Annotated in this window: 20 protein-coding genes; 12 read left to right on the top strand and 8 right to left on the bottom strand. The window is 70.1% G+C overall.

Annotated features, from left to right (window positions below; translation table 11 throughout):
* Positions 1-126: 126 nt before the first annotated feature.
* Positions 127-714, bottom strand: coding sequence for a TIGR03086 family metal-binding protein (locus ACZ5CR_RS30760; protein ID WP_468863371.1), 588 nt, complete (start codon positions 712-714; stop codon positions 127-129).
* Between the two features lie 176 nt (positions 715-890).
* Between ACZ5CR_RS30760 and ACZ5CR_RS30755 the strand changes: the two genes are divergently transcribed.
* Positions 891-2,099, top strand: coding sequence for an MFS transporter (locus ACZ5CR_RS30755; protein WP_468863369.1), 1,209 nt, complete (start codon positions 891-893; stop codon positions 2,097-2,099).
* On the opposite strand, the gene ACZ5CR_RS30750 is transcribed toward ACZ5CR_RS30755, so the two are convergent.
* The 3 genes from ACZ5CR_RS30750 to ACZ5CR_RS30740 all read right to left on the bottom strand — a co-directional run bounded on the left by ACZ5CR_RS30750 (position 2,074) and on the right by ACZ5CR_RS30740 (position 5,657).
* A complete protein-coding gene (locus tag ACZ5CR_RS30750; protein ID WP_468863367.1) occupies positions 2,074-3,426 on the bottom strand; it encodes a S28 family serine protease in 1,353 nt (450 codons plus the stop codon). The genes ACZ5CR_RS30755 and ACZ5CR_RS30750 overlap by 26 nt on opposite strands.
* A gap of 114 nt (positions 3,427-3,540) precedes the next feature.
* Entirely contained in the window at positions 3,541-4,707 is a 1,167-nt protein-coding gene (locus tag ACZ5CR_RS30745; RefSeq protein ID WP_468863364.1) for a hypothetical protein, read from the bottom strand.
* Entirely contained in the window at positions 4,704-5,657 is a 954-nt protein-coding gene (locus tag ACZ5CR_RS30740; protein WP_468863362.1) for a 5-dehydro-4-deoxyglucarate dehydratase, read from the bottom strand. Before ACZ5CR_RS30740 ends, ACZ5CR_RS30745 begins: the two co-directional genes overlap by 4 nt.
* A gap of 316 nt (positions 5,658-5,973) precedes the next feature.
* Between ACZ5CR_RS30740 and ACZ5CR_RS30735 the strand changes: the two genes are divergently transcribed.
* The 7 genes from ACZ5CR_RS30735 to ACZ5CR_RS30705 all read left to right on the top strand — a co-directional run bounded on the left by ACZ5CR_RS30735 (position 5,974) and on the right by ACZ5CR_RS30705 (position 13,486).
* The gene (locus tag ACZ5CR_RS30735; RefSeq protein ID WP_468863360.1) at positions 5,974-6,783 is read left to right on the top strand and encodes an NAD-dependent epimerase/dehydratase family protein; all 810 of its coding nucleotides are present in this window, start codon (positions 5,974-5,976) and stop codon (positions 6,781-6,783) included.
* A gap of 269 nt (positions 6,784-7,052) precedes the next feature.
* Positions 7,053-7,823: a DeoR/GlpR family DNA-binding transcription regulator gene (locus tag ACZ5CR_RS30730; RefSeq protein WP_468863358.1), complete on the top strand. Its 771-nt coding sequence runs from the start codon at positions 7,053-7,055 to the stop codon at positions 7,821-7,823.
* A 135-nt stretch (positions 7,824-7,958) separates the two neighbouring features.
* Positions 7,959-9,323, top strand: a complete 1,365-nt coding sequence (locus ACZ5CR_RS30725) for an ABC transporter substrate-binding protein (protein ID WP_468863355.1) — start codon at positions 7,959-7,961, stop codon at positions 9,321-9,323.
* The gene (locus ACZ5CR_RS30720; protein ID WP_468863353.1) at positions 9,320-10,273 is read left to right on the top strand and encodes a carbohydrate ABC transporter permease; all 954 of its coding nucleotides are present in this window, start codon (positions 9,320-9,322) and stop codon (positions 10,271-10,273) included. The genes ACZ5CR_RS30725 and ACZ5CR_RS30720 overlap by 4 nt, the downstream gene beginning before the upstream one ends.
* On the top strand, positions 10,270-11,139 hold the full coding sequence (locus ACZ5CR_RS30715) for a carbohydrate ABC transporter permease (protein ID WP_468863351.1): 870 nt from the start codon (positions 10,270-10,272) through the stop codon (positions 11,137-11,139). Before ACZ5CR_RS30720 ends, ACZ5CR_RS30715 begins: the two co-directional genes overlap by 4 nt.
* Positions 11,136-12,125 carry a zinc-dependent alcohol dehydrogenase family protein gene (locus ACZ5CR_RS30710; protein WP_468863349.1) on the top strand — a complete coding sequence of 330 codons (990 nt, stop codon included), beginning with the start codon at positions 11,136-11,138 and terminating at the stop codon, positions 12,123-12,125. Before ACZ5CR_RS30715 ends, ACZ5CR_RS30710 begins: the two co-directional genes overlap by 4 nt.
* Positions 12,126-12,250: 125 nt before the next feature.
* Positions 12,251-13,486 (top strand): TerD family protein, encoded by a 1,236-nt coding sequence (locus ACZ5CR_RS30705; protein WP_468863583.1) that lies wholly within the window; start codon positions 12,251-12,253, stop codon positions 13,484-13,486.
* 144 nt (positions 13,487-13,630) lie between these two features.
* Here ACZ5CR_RS30705 and ACZ5CR_RS30700 read toward each other — a convergent pair whose 3' ends face one another.
* From ACZ5CR_RS30700 to ACZ5CR_RS30685, 4 genes are all read right to left on the bottom strand, one after another.
* On the bottom strand, positions 13,631-13,858 hold the full coding sequence (locus tag ACZ5CR_RS30700; RefSeq protein WP_468863347.1) for a CarD family transcriptional regulator: 228 nt from the start codon (positions 13,856-13,858) through the stop codon (positions 13,631-13,633).
* Between the two features lie 190 nt (positions 13,859-14,048).
* Positions 14,049-15,071 (bottom strand): 1-aminocyclopropane-1-carboxylate deaminase, encoded by a 1,023-nt coding sequence (locus tag ACZ5CR_RS30695; protein WP_468863345.1) that lies wholly within the window; start codon positions 15,069-15,071, stop codon positions 14,049-14,051.
* Positions 15,072-15,088: 17 nt separating this feature from the next.
* Positions 15,089-15,733, bottom strand: a complete 645-nt coding sequence (locus ACZ5CR_RS30690) for a GntR family transcriptional regulator (protein ID WP_468863343.1) — start codon at positions 15,731-15,733, stop codon at positions 15,089-15,091.
* Between the two features lie 145 nt (positions 15,734-15,878).
* Positions 15,879-17,327: an alkaline phosphatase PhoX gene (locus ACZ5CR_RS30685; RefSeq protein WP_468863341.1), complete on the bottom strand. Its 1,449-nt coding sequence runs from the start codon at positions 17,325-17,327 to the stop codon at positions 15,879-15,881.
* Positions 17,328-17,471: 144 nt separating this feature from the next.
* Between ACZ5CR_RS30685 and ACZ5CR_RS30680 the strand changes: the two genes are divergently transcribed.
* The 4 genes from ACZ5CR_RS30680 (at position 17,472) to ACZ5CR_RS30665 (ending at position 20,374) form a co-directional block, all read left to right on the top strand.
* Entirely contained in the window at positions 17,472-18,248 is a 777-nt protein-coding gene (locus ACZ5CR_RS30680; protein ID WP_468863339.1) for an SDR family NAD(P)-dependent oxidoreductase, read from the top strand.
* 204 nt (positions 18,249-18,452) lie between these two features.
* Positions 18,453-18,680, top strand: coding sequence for a hypothetical protein (locus ACZ5CR_RS30675; protein WP_468863337.1), 228 nt, complete (start codon positions 18,453-18,455; stop codon positions 18,678-18,680).
* A gap of 64 nt (positions 18,681-18,744) precedes the next feature.
* Entirely contained in the window at positions 18,745-19,899 is a 1,155-nt protein-coding gene (locus ACZ5CR_RS30670; RefSeq protein ID WP_468863335.1) for a chymotrypsin family serine protease, read from the top strand.
* A 28-nt stretch (positions 19,900-19,927) separates the two neighbouring features.
* Positions 19,928-20,374: a hypothetical protein gene (locus ACZ5CR_RS30665; protein WP_468863334.1), complete on the top strand. Its 447-nt coding sequence runs from the start codon at positions 19,928-19,930 to the stop codon at positions 20,372-20,374.
* Positions 20,375-20,380: the final 6 nt, after the last annotated feature.

The raw sequence follows: 20,380 nt of genomic DNA, 5'->3' as shown, positions 1-20,380 counted from the left end.
GGTCCGTGCACGGGCAACAAGTTCGAGCAGGTCAATGCCCGTCTACGCGCACTGTCTACGCGCATCACACAGCACATCGCGAGACTCTTTGCCCGATCGATACCTGATCCGGAGAAAACCTGAGTCCTACGCGCCCGGCGTCCATCCCGGGTCACGGCCACTGAGGCCGATCACACGGTCGAGGAGCGGGGCGTCGTCCGGTACCGGGAACACGGCCCCGAACAGGCTGTTCCCCGAGCTGTCACCCTCCTGGGGCGTGAGCAGCCCTTTGGCCACTCCGAGGCTCGCCTCGTCAGGGGCGTACGCCTGTCCCGTCGCACGGGCCAGGTCCCAGCCGTGCACGACGAGTTCGTCCATGGCGACGGCGCCCGCGACGCCACCCGGCAGATCGAGGCCGCCCGCCCGGGTCATGCCCTCCCACGCGGCCGGGTCGCGCCACGCCTCGGCCAGCTCGTCGAGCAGCTTCGGCAGGGCGGCACGCCACTCGGGGCCGATGTCCGGCACGGCGCTGCCCGGGTTCTGGTCGAGGTGGGGCCCGAATTCCTTGCGCGCGGCGTCCCGGAACGCGCCGGCCAGCTGGATCAGATGGCCCAGCAGATGGCGCACCCGGTACTCCGGACAGGGCGTGGGCCCTTCGAGCCGCTCGTCACCGACGCCTTCCGCGATGCCTGCCACAAGCCGGGCCTGCGGCGCGAAGTCGACCATGTCCGTCATGGGATCCTCCCGAATCTCGGCGGCCCTGCCTGCCCCGCGGGCCGCGCTCCTGCGTATGGGACCGCCCCGCGGCCCGGAACTCATCGCCGACCGGCGCACGGGTCCACCGATATCCACGGGATCTACCGCACCTGCCCTATGCCGACCTGGGGGCCTTAGAACCACCATCACCTGCCATGACATCGACGATCACGCGGATCCTGCGCAACCGCGACGCGAGCCTCTGTCTGGGCGCGGTGGTGGTCTCCGGCTTCGGGAGCTCCGCGATGTGGCTGGTGGCCGGGATCTGGGTGAAGCAGCTGACCGGCTCGGACGGTCTGGCGGCCCTCTGCACGTTCGCCCTCTGGGCCCCGGCCCTGACCGGCCCCGTCCTGGGCACGATCGCCGACCGCACCCGCCGCAGATCCCTGCTCATCGGCACGAACCTGGCTCTGGGCGCCCTGCTGACCGCCCTCCTCCTCGTCGACTCCACGAGCACCCTGTGGATCCTCTACGCGGTGCTCTTCCTGTACGGGGCGTGCGGCGCCGTCACCGACGCGGCGGAGGCGGCGCTGGTGACGGCGGCCGTCGGCAAGGACCTGACGGGAGACTTCAACGGCCTGCGGATGTCCGCGAACGAGGGCATGAAGCTGATCGCCCCACTCGCGGGAGCGGGCCTCTTCGCCGCCTACGGAGGCGCCCGGGTGGCGCTCCTGGACGCCGCCACCTTCGTACTCGCGGCCGGAATGTTCACGCTGCTGCGCGTGCGCGAGGACGCACCCGCGCGCGACGCGTCGGGATGGCGGGCCCGGACGGCCGAAGGCGCACGCCACTTGTGGGGCAGTCCGCAGCTGCGCCCCCTGGTCCTCGCGGGCGGCCTGACCATGCTGACCTCGGGGATCAGCGGGGCGACCGTCTACGCGGTCGTGGAGGGTCTTGGCCGCTCCCCCGCGTACACCGGCGTGCTGTACGTCGTGCAGGGCGCCGGTTCTGTCGCGGTCGGCGTCTCTTCGGGCGCGCTGATGCGGCGCTTCGGAGGGCGCCGGTTCGGCGGGGCGGGCATCGCGCTCACCGCGCTCGCCGTGGTCCTGCACGCGCTGCCGTACGACGCCACGGCTCTGGCGGGCAGCTTCGCCAACGGCCTCGGCCTGCCCTGCGTGCTGATCGCGGGCATGACGGCGGTGCAGCGCGAGACACCGCGGGCGCTGCTCGGCCGCGCGGCGGCGACCGCGAACACCCTGATGTTCACGCCGACCGCCCTTGGCATCGCTCTGGGCGCGGGACTCGTGGAGAGCGTCGACCACCGCGTCCTGCTGCCGGTCCTCGCAGGGGCGCGGCTGCTGATCGCCGCGCCCCTGCTCAAGAACTCTTCGGTGGCGGCTACTTCACGTTCGCCCAGCGCTTGATGGTCGCGACGGCCTCGGCCTGTTCGGCGGCGGGCAGCTTGGCGATGGAGGCGCCGTGGTTGGAGCCCGGGACCTCGTAGCGGTAGGAGTCGCGGTGGCTCGGCTTGAACTTCTCCGCGCTCCACGGGTCGTTCTGGCCGTAGACGAACATCATCCGCTGACCTCGGGTCTTCACCCAGCGGTCGACGTCGGCGGTGGTCCTGTTGTCGTACGAGCCGCGCATCGACTCGGGAAGGACCGAGTTGGGCTGGTAGATGTCGGGGTAGTGGCGGACGTCCTTGAGGTGTTTGAACTTCAGGTCGGCCCAGCCGAGCTGGGTGGCGGCCTGCCGGTAGTAGGGGCCGGTGCCGTTCGTGCCGAGGGTCTCGTCCTGGTAGACGCTGAAGCCGTGCTTCTTCGACCAGTCGTAGAGCTCGTCGTCGGTCGCCTTCTTGGCGTCGGGCACGGTCGGGCAGTTGTCGACGGTGCCGCTCTGCCAGAAGTTCCACACCTGGTCGAGCACCGCGAACTCATAGGCACGGTCGGTGGTGCCGAGGGTCTCCTCGAAGGTGTCGCCGGCGGCCTTCGCGTCCGCCTCGAACTTGGGCAGCAGCGCCTCACGCCGTACGAGCATCTCGCGCTGCACGGCGTTCAGCGCGCTCCGGCACTCGGCCGTGCCGACGGTCCTGAAGAACCGCTCGTAGCCGCTGTCGTCGCGGTTGTTCGCGTCGTTCGGCGCGACGAACGCGACGACCGCGTCCAGGTCGCCGGGGTAGAAGCGCTCGTGGTACGTGGCCGTCATGCCGCCCTTGCTGGCGCCCGTGCCGAGCCACTTGCCCTTCTCGATGCCGCGCAGCGCCTGGGTCAGGCGGTGCTCGTCGGCGGCCTCCTGCTGGATCGTGAGCTTGGACCAGTCCGACGCCGCAGGGCCCGAGGGGCGTGACTGCTCGAAGTAGCGGTGCTCGACGCTGACCTGGTTGGCGTCGATCAGCTTGGTGAGGGCGGTGGTGTTGGACGCCAGGGTGTAGCCGCCGGTGTAGAGGACGGTCGGCTTGTCCGTGGCCTTGTGCCAGAGCGTGGCGCGCTGGGTGAACGTGCCGGCGCCGGGGTCGCGGTGGTCGACGGGCTGGGCGTACGTGAGGGTGTAGAAGGGGTAGCCCTCCCTGTCGACCACGGAGACGACCTTCATGCCGGGGATCTTCTCCAACTGCTCCCGGATGTCGGCCCTGGTATCCGCGGCGGACGGTCTCGCGTCACCCTGCGCGGACGCTGGCACTGCCCCGCCGAGCACTGCGGCGCCCGCCATGAATCCGGCACAGACCAGCGCGGATATCCCCTTGTTGCGCACCTTGTCCCCTTGTCGTCTTGCCGTCGGCCCGCCGTCGTCTTGTCCGCTCGTGGCCGACGCGACGGTGTTGTGGTGCGCGGATGGTAACCGCTTCCACTTCCGCTGCGACAGAGGCTATTTGAGGTGTTCCAGGGCCTTGGTCACGTGCGCGAGATCCGCGTCGGAGGCCAGACCGGCGTGGTAGAGCCGCAGTTCGTCGGCGCCCAGCGTGATCGCGTGCGCGGCGTCGGCGGCGAGGGTCGCGGGGCTTCCGCCCATGCCGGAGACGACGGTGAGGTTCGCGGCGAGGGTGGTGCGGGCCGTGCGGTGGGCGTCGAAGGGGGTCAGGGCCTGGGCGCCGCCCGTGCAGGGCACGACCACGCCGTCGGCCACGGAGAGGATGTGCTCCGGGTCGACTCCAGCGTTGGCGCCGCAGTGGTACGCCACCGGGTCGGCGTGCAGCAGCACCTGGAAGCCGTCCGGCGCCGCGGCGCGCACGGCGGCGATCGCCGCCTCCTGGAGCGTGCGGGCGGTTTCCTCGCGCCACGCGCGCGTGGCGGTCGCCGTCTCGGCGCCGATGAGCTTCTCCACCCCCTCCCAGCCGCCGGGCGGCTCGTCGCCGCGCCAGACGGGCTCCAGGGCGCGCCGGACCCCGGCCGCGAGCTCATCGGGGGCGAGCCCTTGTCGGGCGTACCCCGCACGGCAGTGCGCGCAGAAGCACAGCGACATCAGATACTGCGCCGCCTCGCCGAGCGCCACTCCCGCGATCTTGTCGTGGGCGTGCAGATGGGCGAGGCCGTACCAGCCGAGGGACTCCAGCTCGGTGCCGCGCGCTCCGGGGCGTACGGCGGCCTCCGCCGCGAGGTCGACGAGGTACGCGCGCGTGGCGGGCCGTGCGATGCAGGGGGCCCAGGGGTAGCGGTCTCCGTAGGCGTTGACGACGGAGGTGTCCGGATGGTCGGCGCCCATACGGGAGTTGTGGGCGAGGACGACCCAGGTGTGCACGTCGAGCCCGGCGGCCGCCAGCGCGTCGGCGGCCTCTCCGTAGGCGTCGCCGGGGGCCCAGTCCCCGGCCGCGTACGGGCGCAGTTCGCGTCCCTGCCACCGGTCACCGGGCTCGTACAGGACCGCCGCGTGTTCGGCGGTGACGATGCGGTGGCGGGGGTGGCGGGGCGTCAGCGCGCGCGTGGAGTGGTAGGCGGAGGCGAGGGTGACCTGCTGGACGCCGAGGTCCGCGACGCGCGCGGGCGCCTCGGGGTCGCCGACGACGTCCCAGGGGTACAGGAAGGCGGAGGTCCTCACGCGCCCTCCTCCCGCACCAGGGCGCGCCCGCGCTCGGTCAGTTCGGCGAGGCGCTTGATGTGTTCGTCGGCGGGTTCGTGCAGCGGCGTCCGCACGCCGCCGACGTCGAGCCCGGACATGCGTACGCCCGCCTTGACGAGGGAGACGGCGTATCCGCGGCCCTCGGCACGCAGCTCCACGAAGGGCCGGTAGAAGCCGTCGATGAGCCGGTTCACGAGGGCGTCGCCCTCGGCGGTCCCGGCGTTGAAGGCGCGGTGGAAGGCGAGCGCGATGTCGGGCGCGAAGCAGAAGACCGCCGACGAGTAGAGCGTGACGCCCACACCGCGGTAGGCGAGCCCGGTCAGCTCGGCGGTGGGCAGGCCGTTGAAGTAGAGGAATTCCCCGGGGACTTCCGCGCGCACGGCGCTGACGATGCGCTGCATCAGGTCCATGTCGCCGAGGCCGTCCTTGAAGCCGATGACGCCCTCGGTACGGGCGAGCTCGACCACCGTCTCCGGGGTGAACACGGCGTTGTCGCGCTGGTAGACGATGATGTCGAGCGAGGTCGCCGCGGCCAGTTCGGCATAGTGCGCGAGCAGTCCCTGCTGCCCGGCGACGACGAGGTAGGGCGGCATCGCGAGCAGCCCGTCGGCACCGGCCTCCTCGGCGAGCCTCGCGTACCGTACGGCGAGCGCCGTGCCGTACCCGGCGCCCGCGACGACCGGCACCCGGCCCGCCGACTCCTCGGCGGCCGCGGCGACGCACGCCCGGAACTCCTCGGGCGTCAGGGCGTGGAACTCGCCGGTGCCGCAGCAGGCGAACACGGCAGCCGCGCCCGCCTCGATGCCCGCGCGCACGTGCGCGCGGTAGACGTCGAGGTCGACGGACCCGTCAGGACCGTAGGCGGTGACCGGGAAGAACAGCGGCCCGCTGGGGACATTGAGTCGATCGGCGAGGGTTGCTGACGTCACGGGCTCTCCCTAAGCGTGCACGTTTCTGATCCACGTCCATATTTCTGAACGCACCCACGCTAAGCCGCCTCCGGAGCCCCGGTCAAGCGCCGAGGCCCGCCGGGGATCAACGGGAGTTCGGCAAGAGATCGGCAAGAGAAGAGTGATTCAAGAGCGGATTCGCCGCCTCCGTACGACACTTGACGCGAAGAGGTATTGATCTCTAGCTTGTCCACAGATGTGAATGCTGTACGCGCACGCGAACAACAGTCGCCGAGCAGCCTTGATCGGCCCCTGATCGACCCCTGGTCGGCCCCTGATCCGAGGAGACCCCCTCATGCCCGCTCCCCGCACCATCCTGCTCACCGGCGCCGCGGGCGGCCTCGGCACCTTGATGCGGGGGCTGCTTCCGGCCTACGGCTACCGGCTGCGGCTGCTCGACGTACTGCCCATCGACGGCGAGCCCGACGCGATCACGGCGGACCTGGCCGACAAGAAGGCGCTGCGGGAGGCCGTGCGGGGCGTCGACGCGATCATCCACCTCGCGGGCATCTCCCTGGAGGCGTCCTTCGACAAGATCCTGCGGGCCAACATCGAGGGGACGTACAACCTCTACGAAGCGGCCCGCGAGGAGGGCGTCCGCCGGGTCGTCTTCGCGTCGTCGAACCACGCGCTCGGGTTCACCCCGCGGCCCGTCGGGGACGATCCGCTGATCGCGGTGGACGCGCCGCGCCGCCCCGACACCTTCTACGGCCTGTCGAAGTCCTTCGGTGAGGATCTCGCCCAGTTCTACTGGGACAAGCACGGGATGGAGACCGTCTCGGTGCGGATCGGTTCGTGCTTCCTCGAGCCGACGAGCGTGCGGATGCTGTCGGTCTGGATGAGCCCCGGGGACGGCGCCCGGCTCTTCGACGCGGCGCTGACCGCGCCCGCCGTGGGGCACACGGTGGTCTACGGATCGTCCGCGAACACGCGGCTGTGGTGGGACCTCTCGTCGGCCCGCGCGCTCGGCTACGAGCCACAGGACGACTCCGAGCAGTACGCGCGGAAGCTGGTCGCCGAGCAGGGAGAGCTGGACCCCGCGAACCCTGACCACGCGAACCTGGGGGGTCACTTCTGCACGAACCCTCCAGTCTGGCCGTACTGAGCACTCGGCCGTAGCGGCACCCGGACAGACCGAAACCAGCCCTTCCGGTGGGGGAAGAACAGCCGTCCGCACCCCACCCGGGCATCAAACGGGCACCTGGAACACCCCGAACGGGCACCCCTCCCGCCCGAAGCAGAGGCCGCAGCCCTGCCAAGCGGGCACATGCGGGCACCATCGTCTCCACTCCGAGCCTGTTCACACACCGTCCCCCGCTGTAGAACTTCCCCACAGGGCCCGAACGGGCACAGCGAGGGAAGGCGGCGGCACCCATGACCGCGGAAGAGCGCCAGCGGGAGATCGTCCGGGCGGCACGGAACTCCGGCTCCGTGGACGTCACCGCACTCGCCGCCAAACTGGGTGTCGCCAAAGAGACCGTCCGCCGTGACCTGCGCGCCCTGGAGGACCACGGCCTGGTCCGCCGCACCCATGGCGGCGCCTACCCCGTGGAGAGCGCGGGCTTCGAGACGACCCTCGCGTTCCGCACCACCATGCACGTCCCCGAGAAGAGGCGGATCGCCACCGCGGCCGCCGACCTCCTCGGCGACGCCGAAACGGTCTTCGTCGACGAGGGCTTCACCCCGCAGCTCATCGCCGAGGCTCTCCCCGAAGCGGCCAAGGGCCGCCCCCTGACCGTCGTCACCGCGTCCCTGGCCACCGCGGGCGCCCTCGCCGAGGCCGACAACATGTCCGTCCTCCTCCTGGGCGGCCGTGTCCGTCCGGGCACCCTCGCGACCGTCGACCACTGGACGACCCGCATGCTGGCCGGATTCGTGATCGACCTCGCGTACATAGGGGCCAACGGCATCTCCCGCGAGCACGGCCTGACCACGCCCGACCCCGCGGTCAGCGAGGTGAAGACGCAGGCCATCCGCGCGTCACGGCGCACCGTGTTCACGGGCGTGCACACCAAGTTCGGGGCGACGAGCTTCTGCAGGTTCGCGCACGTCGGCGAGTTGGAGTCGATCGTCACGAGCACGCAGTTGCCCGCATCCGAGGCGCACCGCTACTCGCTCCAGGGCCCGCAGGTCATCCGCGTCTGACACCACCCCACCCGCTCACCCTCCTCTCCAGCTCACCTCCCACTCCCCCGCCCACCTCTCGTGATTCCGCACGCCCACATCCACCCCGACGCACCCCCACACATCCCATAAGTCCCCATACGTCCAGGAGCATTCATGCGAACCCAGAGCCGACGGAGGTCGCGCGCACTCGCCGCGGCAGCCGCAGGGACGCTGCTTGCCCCGCTGCTCTCCGGCTGCTGGGCCGGGGCGGGCGGGACCGGTTCCGGCGACTCCATCAACGTACTGATGGTGAACAACCCGCAGATGGTCGAACTGCAGAAGCTCACCGCCGCCCACTTCACCAAGGAAACGGGCATCAAGGTGAACTTCACCGTGCTGCCCGAGAACGACGTCCGCGACAAGATCAGCCAGGACTTCGCCAACCAGGCAGGGCAGTACGACGTCGCCACGCTCTCCAACTACGAGATCCCGATCTACGCCAAGAACGACTGGCTGCACGAACTGGGCTCGTACACCAAGAAGGACAAGGCGTACGACGAGAAGGACGTACTGCCGTCCATGCGCCAGTCCCTCACCGGCGACGACGGCAAGCTCTACGGGCAGCCCTTCTACGGAGAGTCGTCCTTCCTGATGTACCGGAAGGACGTGTTCAAGAAGGCCGGGCTCACCATGCCGAAGAACCCCACCTGGCAGCAGGTGGCGAAGCTCTCGGCCGATGTGGACGGCGCCGAGCCCGGCATGAAGGGCATCTGTCTGCGCGGACTGCCGGGCTGGGGCGAGTTGATCGCACCCCTGACGAGCGTGGTCAACACCTTCGGAGGGACCTGGTTCGACAAGGACTGGACCGCCCGCCTCGACTCCCCCGAGTTCAAGAAGGCAACGCAGTTCTACGTGGACCTCGTCCGCAAGCACGGCGAGTCCGGAGCCGCCCAGTCCGGCTATGCCGAGTGCCTGAACAACCTCACCCAGGGCAAGACCGCCATGTGGTACGACGCCACGGCCGCCGCCGGTTCGCTCGAAGCCGCCAAGTCCCCGGTCAAGGGCAAGATCGGCTACGTACCCGCACCCGTGGAGAAGACCAAGAGCTCCGGCTGGCTCTACACCTGGGCGTGGGGCCTGCAGAAGGCCTCGCGCAACCCGGACAAGGCGTGGAAGTTCGTCTCCTGGGCGTCCAGCAAGGAGTACGAGCAGCTGGTCGGCGAGAAGATCGGCTGGTCCAACGTCCCGGCGGGCAAGCGCTCGTCGACGTACGAGAACCCCGAGTACCGCAAGGAAGCCGCCGCGTTCCAGGACGTCACCCACAACGCCATCGAGGGCGCGCGGCCGACCGATCCGGGCGTGCAGCCGCGTCCCGCGCCCGGCATCCAGTTCGTCGGCATCCCCGAGTTCACCGACCTCGGCACGAAGGTCTCCCAGGAGATCAGCGCGGCCATCGCCGGGCGCCAGTCCGTCGAATCGGCCCTCAAGACGTCACAGAAGCTCGCCGAGAAGATCGCCGAGGAGTACGAGGGACGATGACCGCCACCGCGAGTACCCCCGATGTCGCGCCCAAGACCGTGCGCGCCCCAGGACCCAAGGCACCAGGGAAGCTGCGCGCCTGGGCCACCAGGGCCCCGCTCCTGCCCGCCCTGATCTTCATGGTCGTCGTGACCCAGCTGCCGTTCGTGGCCACGCTGGTGATCTCCTTCTTCGACTGGAACGCCCTCTACCCCGACGCCCGCAGCTTCGCCGGATTCGGCAACTACTCCGAGGTCCTCACCGACCCGGACCTGCGCAAGTCCGTCCTGACGACCATCGTGCTCACGGCCACCGTCGTGATAGCCAGCCTCGTCATCGGCCTCGGCCTCGCCCTGCTCCTGGACCGGAAGTTCCGGGGCCGCGGATTCGTGCGTACGTTGCTCATCGCGCCGTTCCTGCTCGTGCCGGTGGCCGCCGCGCTGCTGTGGAAGCACGTGCTCTACAACCCCGAGTACGGCCTCTTCAACGGCCTGCTGCACTGGGTGGGCGGTGACGGCGCGGCCCAGCCCGACTGGGTCTCCAACACCCCGCTGCTCGCCATCGAGGCCTCCCTGATCTGGCAGTGGACGCCCTTCATGATGCTGATCCTGCTCGCAGGTCTGCAGAGCCGCGACAACGAGCTCATCGAGGCGGCCCGCATGGACGGCGCGGGCAACTGGCAGGTGTTCCGCTATCTGACGCTGCCGCATCTGCGCCGCTATCTGGAGCTCGGCTCGCTGCTCGGCTCGATCTACATCGTGCAGAACTTCGACGCCGTCTTCACGATCACCTCGGGCGGCCTCGGCACCGCCAACCTTCCCTACACCGTCTACCAGAGCTTCTACCAGGCCCACGAGAACGGCCTCGCGTCCGCCGCAGGTGTCCTCGTCGTCATCGGTTCCATCATCATCGCGACCTTCGCGCTGCGGGTCGTCTCGTCCCTGTTCCGTGAGGAGGCGTCCCGCGCATGAGCACCGCCGATACGCGTGTACGTACACAGCCCGGGAGCCGCTTCCGTATTCGCGGCTCCGCCGGCCTCGGCCTGGCCGCCTGGCTGGCCGGAATCCTGTTCTTCCTGCCCATCGCCTGGATGACGCTGACGTCCTTCCACTCGGAGTCGGACGCGGCGACCAATCCCCCCTCGCTCGCCGCCTCGCTCACCCTGGACGGCTACCGCGACTTCTTCGGCACCGGCGGCGGCGCGAGCCCCTGGCCCTCGCTCATCAACTCGACGGTGGCGTCGGTCGCCTCGACCCTCCTTGTGCTGCTCCTCGCGCTGCCCGCCGCGTACGCGCTCTCCATCAGGCCGGTGAAGAAGTGGACGGACGTCCTGTTCTTCTTCCTGTCGACGAAGATGCTGCCGGTCGTGGCAGGCCTGCTTCCGATCTATCTCTTCGCCAAGAACACCGAGATGCTCGACAACATCTGGCTGCTCGTCATCCTCTACACGTCGATGAACCTGCCGATCGCGGTGTGGATGATGCAGTCCTTCCTCGCCGAGGTGCCGGTCGCGATCATCGAGGCCGCGCAGATCGACGGGGCGCGCCTGCCCACCATCCTCACGCGCGTGGTGGCCCCCATCGCGCTGCCCGGGATCGCGGCGACGTCCCTGATCTGCTTCATCTTCAGCTGGAACGAACTCCTTTTCGCACGGGTGCTCACGGGCGTCGTCGCCCAGACCGCGCCCGTGTTCCTGACCGGCTTCATCACCAGCCAGGGCCTGTTCCTGGCGAAGGTGTGCGCCGCGTCTCTCGTGATCTCCCTGCCGGTGCTCGCCGCAGGGTTCGCCGCCCAGGACAAGCTGGTCCAGGGCCTGTCGTTGGGAGCAGTCAAGTGAAGGCCGCCATCATCGAGTCCGTTGGCAAAGCCGTCGTCGGCGAGGTGCCCGACCCCACCCCGGGGCCGCGCGATGTCGTCGTCGAGGTCGCCGCCTGCGGTCTGTGCGGAACCGACCTGCACATCCTGCAGGGCGAGTTCGCACCCACGCTGCCGGTGGTCCCGGGGCACGAGTTCGCCGGAGAGGTGGTGGGCCTCGGCCGCGACGTCACGGAGCTCTCGGTCGGCGACCGGGTCGGCGTCGACCCCTCGCTCTACTGTTACGAGTGCCGCTACTGCCGCACCGGCCACAACAACCTCTGCGAGCGCTGGAACGCGATCGGCGTCACCACGGCGGGCGGCGCGGCCCAGTACGCCGTCGCGCCCGTCGCCAACTGCGTGCGGCTCCCCGAGAACGTACGCACCCAGGACGCGGCCCTCATCGAGCCGCTGTCCTGCGCGGTGCGCGGCTACGACGTGCTCCGCGCCCAGCTCGGCTCGCACGTCCTGATCTACGGCTCCGGGACGATGGGCCTGATGATGCTGGAGCTCGCCAAGCGGACGGGCGCGGCGAGCGTGGACATCGTGGACCTCAACGCGGACCGCCTCGCCACGGCCCGTCAGTTGGGCGTCTCGGGGTCGGCCGCCGGTGCGGACGAGCTCGAGCGGCCGCAGGGGTGGGACATCGTCGTCGACGCCACGGGCAACGCGGCGGCGATCCAGGACGGCCTCGGCCGGGTCGCCAAAGCGGGTACGTTCCTGCAGTTCGGGGTGGCCGACTACGCGACGCGGGTCAGCATCGACCCGTACAGGATCTACAACCAGGAGATCACCATCACCGGGTCGATGGCGGTCCTGCACAGCTATGAGCGGGCCGCGGAGCTGTTCGCCGCCGGTGTGCTCGACCCTGATGTGTTCATCAGCGACCGGCTGCCGCTGGACTCCTACCCGCAGGCGCTGGAGCGGTTCGCCTCCGGCGTGGGGCGCAAGATCGTGGTGGTTCCGTAGAGCGGCCACAGACGCCGGACGGGCGACATCGCGGTCCGTCCGGCGTTCGGGGAACACGGGAAAGAAATCTCCGTAGGTAAGGGAACGGCAAAGCCGGGACGTTCGTTACCCCGGACATGACCGCTATGACACCCGGCTCGAACATCCCTCTCACCGCCTCTCGCGTAGCGGTGGACGTCGCCGCACCGGTGCGGCTCGACGTATCGGGCCTGCTGCTCACCGCCGACGGCAAGGTGCGATCCGACGACGACTTCATCTTCTTCAACCAGCCCGCAGGGCCTGGTGTGACCTACCAGTCGGGTGGCGGCACGACCCCCGACAAGATCACGGTGGACACCGCGGCCGTGCCCGCGGGCATCGAGAAGATCGTCGTCACCGCGAGCCCGGACGCGGCGGGCCAGACCTTCCAGGGCGTCGAGCCCACCGCCACCATCCGCAACGCGGACGACGGGACCGTCCTCGCCACGTTCACTCCCCCGCAGCTCGGTGGCGAGACCGCCCTGGTGATCGTCGAGGTCTATCTCCGCAACGGCGCGTGGAAGGCGCGCGCCGTCGGCCAGGGGTACTCGAACGGCCTGGCCGGCATCGCGACGGACTTCGGTGTCTCGGTCGAGGAGCCCGCGGCCCCGGCCGCTCCGGCCGCCGCCGCACCCGCCGCCCCGATGGCGCCCCCGACCGGCTCCCCGGTCCAGGGTCCGCCCCCGCCGGTCGCGGACCCCCGCCTCGCGGCGGGGGCCGCGCCCGCCGCTCCCCCGGCGCCCGCGGCCCCCGCCCCCGGTGCCGGGAAGATCAACCTGGACAAGGGCCGGGTCAGCCTCCAGAAGAACCAGACCGTGTCCCTGGTCAAGGGCGGCAAGCCGCTGCTCTCGCAGGTCAAGATGGGTCTCGGCTGGGAGCCCGCGTACGGCGGCAAGGACATCGACCTCGACGCCTCCGTCATCGCGTACGGCCCGCAGCGCAACCACGTGGACAGCTGCTACTTCGGCAAGCTGTCGATCGTGAACGGCGCGATCAAGCACTCCGGCGACAACCTCACGGGTGAGGGCGGCGGTGACGACGAGGTGATCGTCGTGGACCTGGGGCGTCTGCCGCAGGACGTGACGGGTCTCGTCTTCACGGTGAACTCGTTCTCGGGCCAGAAGTTCACCCAGGTCGCCAAGGCGTACTGCCGCCTGCTCGACGCGGCGACGGGCGAGGAGCTGGTCCGCTTCGACCTCACCAACGCCGAGGCGCAGACGGGCGTGATGATGGCCAAGATGATCAAGCAGTTCAGCGGGGAGTGGGAAATGACCGCCATGGGTGACTTCGTCAAGTCACGGACCGTGCGCGGAATGGTGAAGCCCGCGGCGCAGGCGCTGTAGCCGCCACAGTCACCGGGCAGAGGTCCGCGGGGGCCGCGAGAACGCGCCTGGGGACACGCAGGGGCGGTCGGCGGGGAAGGGGCGAACCTTCCCGCCGACCGCCCTTTGTCGTGCGTGCGGACGCGCCCTGAGGCGTACGTCGGGTCAGAGCTTGGACAGCTTCGCGTAGGGACTCAGGAACCTTCCCTGACGTCCCGCGAAGTCGATGACCACTGCTTCTTCGCCTTCGACTCCGACGATCCGTCCGAGTCCGTATTGGTCGTGTGACACCCGGTCGCCCACGGCGAACTGCTCGATGGGCGGTGCGGGCGGCGGCGGAACGTTGAAAGGACTGTTCGGCAGGTGGCGTCGGGTACCGGGGGGCCTCGTCATGTTCTGAGTATGCGCCCTCCGGACCCCGGCGCACCATGCTCCGAGCTCACACGGTCCTCACATCGGCATCAAACCGACACACAATCTCGGTATCCCCGTAGCGGTACGTAGTTGCTCCGTGGCACCGCGCGCACATGTGTGCCCCAGGGGACCCCGCCGGGTCCCGACCGGGTCCCGGCCGCCAGGAGAATCAGAACAAGGCGCTGTAGGCGTTCAGGGCGGGCTGCCCGCCGAGGTGGGCGTACAGGACGGTCGCGTCGCGCGCGATCTCTCCCCTGTCGACCAGGTCGATCATCCCGGCCATCGACTTCCCCTCGTAGACCGGATCGGTCAGCATGCCCTCCGTGCGGGCCGCGAGCCGCATCGCGTCGAGGGTCGCCTCGTCGGGGAGCCCGTAGGTGCCCGCGTGATAGCGCGCGTCCAGCTCGATGTCGGAGTCCTTCACCTCTGCCTGTACGCCGATGAGGTCCGCAGTGCCGCGCGTGATCCGGGCGATCTGCTCGCGGGTACGGTCGGGGTCGGCGGAGGCGTCTATGCCGAGGACCCGGCGGGGACGGCCGCCCTCCTCCGCGAGCGCGGCGAACCCGGCGACCATCCCCGCCTGCGTCGACCCGGTCACCGAGCAGACCACGACGGTGTCGAAGAAGACCCCCAACTCCTCCTCCTGCTCGGCCACTTCGTACGCCCAGCGCGCGAAACCCAGACCGCCGAGCCGATGCTCGGACGCCCCTGCCGGTATCGCGTACGGCCTGCCGCCCGCCTCCTCGACCTCGCGCACAGCCTGCTCCCAGCTGTCCTTGACGCCGATGCCGAATCCGGCGCGCACGAGGCGTACGTCGGCGCCCGCGAGCCTGCTGATGAGGATGTTGCCGACCTTGTCGTAGACGGAGTCGGGCCAGTCGACCCAACTCTCCTGGACAAGGACGCACTTGAGACCGGCCCGGGCGGCGACGGCCGCGACCTGACGGGTGTGGTTCGACTGGACGCCGCCGATCGACACGAGGGTGTCGCAGCCCTGGGCGAGCGCGTCGGCGACCAGGAACTCCAGCTTCCGCGTCTTGTTGCCGCCGTACGCGATGCCGGAGTTGCAGTCCTCCCGCTTGGCCCAGAGCGCGGCACCGCCCAGGTGATGGGTGAGGCGGTCCAGGGGGTGGACGGGCGAGGGGCCGAAGAGGAGGGGGTAGCGGGCGTAGGAGTCGAGAGGTGTGGACACGGGGGCCTCCGGGCGGTTCAGGGGTGTGCGAGCTCTTCCAGGGCGCGCCAGATCTCGGTGGTGACGGCCGCCGCCGCGTCCGGGTCGCCGTCCGCGCACGCGTCGATGAGCCGCTCGTGCAGTGCGGCGGAGCCGCAGGTCAGGCCCTCGCCGAAGCGCTGTCTCTCCAGGCGGCGGATGAGGGGGGTGTAGCGGCTGATGGTGGCCGCCGCCGCGCTGTTGCCGCAGGCCGCGACGAGGACGCCGTGCAGGTCGTCGTCGGCCCGCAGGGCGCCCTCCACGTCGCCGGACGCGACGGCCGCCGCGAACCGGCGGTTGGCCTCGCGCATCGCGTAGAGGTGCGCGGGCTCCAGGCGGGGCACCGCGCTGCGGGCGGTGAGCTCGTGCATGGCGCGCACCACGGCCGCAGCGTCCCTGACATCGGCCGCGTCGAGCGGCGTCACACGGGTGTGGCTCTGCGGTTTGGTCTCCAGGAGTCCCTCGTCCACGAGCCGCGAGAACGCCTCGCGGACGGGCGCGCGGGACAGTCCGAGCGACGCGGCGAGGTCGGTGTCCCGCACGATGCTGCCCGGCGGGATGTCCCCGCCGACGATCGCGTCACGGATCGATGCGTACGCCTGGTCCCGCAGGAGGGTGCGGCGCACCGGTTGCATGGCTCCCATGAACTGAAATGTTAGATACCAATTCCCGCCACGGACAAGGGGCTTGAGCGGACGGAATACGGCGGACAGGGTCGCGCAGAGGCATCCACGGCGGACCCTGCCCCTCCGCGCGCCCTTGTCGGTGTGGCCGGGTCAAGGCCGGACATCAGTGACGCCTGCGCCGCCAAGGGCCGGTGATCGCCAGCATGATGCCGGGGGTCTGGATATTGGCGTAGAGCGTCTTGCCGTCGGGTGAGAACGTGACGCCGGTGAACTCGCTGTAGGAGGGTTTCTCGGGTGTGCCTGCGTTGAGTTCGTTGCGTGCGATCGGGTACGTACGGCCGCGCTCGGTCGCCCCGAAGAGGTGCTGGACGCCCTCGCCGTCCTCGGCTATGACGAGGCCGCCGTACGGTGAGACGGTGATGTTGTCGGGGCCGTCGAAGGCGCCGTCCTTGGAAGGGTCCGGGTTGACGCCCAGGAGCACCTTCAGGGTGAGGGTGCGGCGCGAGGGGTGGTAGAACCACACCTGCCCGTCGTGCTGGACGGGGCTCTCGTCGCGGGCGAACGAGGCGACGATGTAGACGCCGCCGTCGCCCCACCACATGCCTTCGAGCTTGCGGGCGCGCGTGATGTCACCGTCGCCGAACTGCTTGCGCACCGGGACCGTACGGGCGTCGCGGTCCGGGACCTCGACCCAGTCCACGCCGTAGACGGTCCCGGTCCTGGTGGCGCGGGAGAGGTCGTCCACGAAACGGCCGCCGGAGTCGTAGCACTTGGGCGCCTTCAGGACACCCGCGTCGTCGGAGAGGGTGCGCAGCTTGCCGCGGCCGTGCTTGAAGCCGTGCGGCGGGGTCCAGCGGTAGAGCAGGCCGTTGGGCCCGGACGCGTCCTCGGTGAGGTAGAGGTGGCCGCGCTTGGGGTCCACGACGACGGCCTCGTGGGCGTAGCGCCCGAGCGCCTTGACGGGCTTGGGGGCGCGGTTGGCGCGCAGGTCGTGCGGGTCCACCTCGAAGACGTAGCCGTGGTCCTTGGTCATGCCGTTCTGACCGGCCCGGTCCTCGGTCTCCTCGCAGGTCAGCCAGGTGCTCCACGGGGTGCTGCCGCCCGCGCAGTTGGTGGCGGTGCCCGCGATGCCGACCCACTCGGCGACGTGTCCGTCACGGCGGACCTCGACGACGGTGCAGCCGCCGGAGGCTGCCGGGTCGTAGACGAGGCCTTCGGTCAGCGGGACCGGGTGCGCCCACTTGGAGCGGGCGCCGCCCAGCTCGTGGTTGTTGACGAGCAGGGTCGCGCCGCGCGGCCCCTCGAAGGTGGCCGTGCCGTCGTGGTTGGACGGCGTGAACTCGCCGCTCTCCAGCTTCGTCTTTCCGCTGTGGGTGAGCACGCGGTACGAGAATCCGGCGGGCAGCGCGAGCAGGCCGTCCGGGTCGGGGACGAGGGGGCCGTAGCCGAAGTCGCCGCCGAGCGCGTCGGCCCCGTCGTCGCCGCCCGCCGTCGTCTCATCGGCCGCGAGCGCGCCGGGCGCGGTGGCGAGTGCGCCGACAGTGCCGACCAGCACCACCCCCGCACCGGTGATCGCGGAGCGTCTGGCGAAGTCCCTGCGGGTGAGCGGCATGATGTCTCCTGGGGCGCGTACGAGCGGGCTACGGGCTGACTGTGTACGTGCTGGGCAGTTCCGGCCGGGCTGCTGTCGGCGTCACGTTCCCGCTCACGTATAAACGGCGGTTGAACGCCGTCCGACATCAAGGGGCCTCCTTCCATGAACCTGCAAGCCACCGGCCGCCGTGTACTGATCAGCGGAGCCTCCCGAGGCCTGGGAAGAGCCCTCGCACAGGCCTTCGCGGAGAACGGCGACCGCGTCGCGGTGCACTACGGCTCACGTGAGGACGATGCGCGCGCGACGCTCTCCTCGCTCAAGGGCGAGGGCCATGTCCTGGTGGGCGGGGACCTGTCGGACCCGGCAGGGGCCGCGGACGTCGCGGAGCGGGCCGCCGCGGTGGTCGGCGGCCTCGGCGGGCTTGACGTCCTGGTCAACAACGCCGCCGTGAACCTGCCGCACCCCCTCGCCGACACGTCGTACGAGGACTGGGCGGCGCTCTGGCAGCGGCACGTGTCGGTGAATCTCCTGGCCACGGCGAATCTCAGCCACCTGGCGGCCCGCCGGATGATCGACCAGGGAACGGGTGGCCGGATCGTGAACATCGGCTCGCGCGGGGCGTTCCGCGGGGAGCCCGACCACCCGGCGTACGGGGCGACCAAGGCGGCCGTCCACGCGCTCGGCCAGTCCCTCGCGGTGTCGCTCGCGCCGTACGGAATCGCCGTGGCGTCGGTGGCGCCCGGATTCTTCGCGACCGAGCGGGTCGCGCACCGCCTGAGCGGGGACGAGGGGGCGGCGATCCGCGCGCAGAGCCCGTTCGGGCGTGCGGGCACGGCGGACGAGATCGCAGCGGCGGTGCTGTGGCTGGCCTCACCGGTCGCGGAGTGGGCCTCGGGCACGGTCCTGGACCTCAACGGCGCTTCACATCTGCGCACATGAGTCGCAAGCATGCGCACACCTGAGTCACAGGCATCCGCGCACATGTCGCGCACATATGTCGCAGGGGGAAGAGACTTCGTAAACAAGGTCAACAGGCACGGATCACCCGTAAAGCCAAGATTTAGTGCAGAACGCCTTGACCCGCCCTCCACAGGGCAATAGACATCCCCCTACCTGCATCACCCGTAGGGGGAGGCGAGCCGCGTGGATGCGTCACAGGCACGCGGCCGCCATGAGGACCGGCTGATGAAGCTGGCCAATGTCACCGGCGTCGGTATCGGCAGGGACGAGAACTCGGGGGCGGACGTGATCGTCGTGTTCGTCACCCGCAAAGTGCCCCGCGACCGGCTCCGGGACGCAGACGTGGTTCCGGAAGTGCTCGAAGGTGTCCCCGTGCGCGTCCTCGCCATCGGCGAGCCCACGGCGCAGTAGGACGACCTGCTCAAGCGGACCGGAACTCCACCCTTCAACCAAGGGGAAGAGGTGGTCTGGCGTGGTGAGCCAGCCCGAATTGATGCGAGGACCCACCGGCGGTCAGCTCAGCGACAGCTCGCGCCAGCAGGCGAAAGGGGACTTCCTGGGTCCCCAGACGTCGCTGGCCAATGTCGTCGGCTTCGGCCACGGAGTGAAGTGGACCGACGGAGAGCCCACCGGCGAACCCGCGGTCATCGTGTTCGTGACCCAGAAGGTTCCGGAGTCCATGCTCCCGGAGCGGGACGTCATCCCGTCCCAGATGGACGACGGCACCCCCACCGACGTCGTCGCCGTCGGCCATGTCGCCGCACAGCGGCAACAGCGCAGGTCGAGCCGCGCCGAGGACCGCTCGGTGACGTACGGCCCCGACGGCGGTGTGAGCGATCAGCTCGCGGGCCTTTCGCAGCCCATGCTGGAAGAGCTCAGCGGGCTCGGCGCGTTCGAGCCGCAGCTCCTCAAGCGGCGGATGCGCCCGTGCCCTTCCGGCTTCTCGGTCGGCAACGTACGCGTGACGGCCGGCACGCTCGGCAGCGTGGTCTACGACTTCCTGCCCGGCGCCTCCGTCGACCCGCCGGGCCCTGGCCTGGGCACACCGGCGAAGTTCTACATCCTGTCCAACAACCACGTGCTCGCCGACTCCAACCGCGCGCAGCTGGGCAGCCCGATCGTGCAGCCCGGCGTCTTCGACGGCGGTCAGGACCCGGCCGACCGCATCGCGACCCTGGAGCGCTTCATCACGATCCAGTTCGCGCCGCAGATTCCGCTGGAGCGCCACAACAACGTCGTCGACGCGGCGCTCGGCACCGTCGACTTCCAGGACGCGACCCGTGAGACGTACTTCAGCGGTGCGCCGCGCGCCTGGCGCCGCAAGGCGAATGTCGCGGTCGGCGACCTGGTGAAGAAGACCGGCCGTACGACCAACATCTCCTTCGGCCGGATCATCGCCGTCGACGCGACCATCGACGTCAACTACGGCACGGCGGGCACGGCCCGCTTCAAGGACCAGATCCTGACGACGAACATCTCGGCGGGCGGCGACTCGGGGTCCCTGGTGACCTCGCTCGACGACGTCGCGCTCGGCCTGCTGTTCGCGGGTTCCTCGACCGTCACCGTGCTCAACCACTTCGAGAACGTCCGCGCGCTGCTGCGGGTCGAGGTCTCCGAACAGCTGGCCTGACCGGTCGCACCACGAGAGGAGGGCATTCATGACCACTCAGGCACGCAAGCAGAAGGGCCAGGCCCGCGGGGAGCACCGCTTCCACAATCCGCAGGGCGCCGAGGTCAAGACGCGCGACGAGGCGTTCGCCGCGCCCCAGGACGTGTCCGCGGAGGCGGTCGCCACCACCTCCAAGCTGGAGCTGCACAACGGCGCCATCACCTTCGCGATGGAGGTGAAGTTCAACCCGAACACCTACCCGCACGTGGTGGTGGGCGGGCAGATCACCTCCGGCATCTGCGGAGCTCCGTGGGACATCACGGGCGGCTTCGTCGGCGACACCATCCGCCTGGACGCCAAGCGCACGGGCCAGGGTTCCTGCGCCAACACGATCACGATCGTCGGCGAGTTCCAGAACCCCCCGGCGTACCGGGGAACGTACGGGTTCGACGGCGCGACGTCGTCGTTCAAGCACACGACGCTGTACAAGTGCTGAGCTGAA

The organism is Streptomyces sp. NPDC031274 (genome assembly GCF_055570235.1).
Note: the sequence above shows the minus strand (reverse complement) of the source record. Positions and strands in the feature narration are given on the sequence as shown.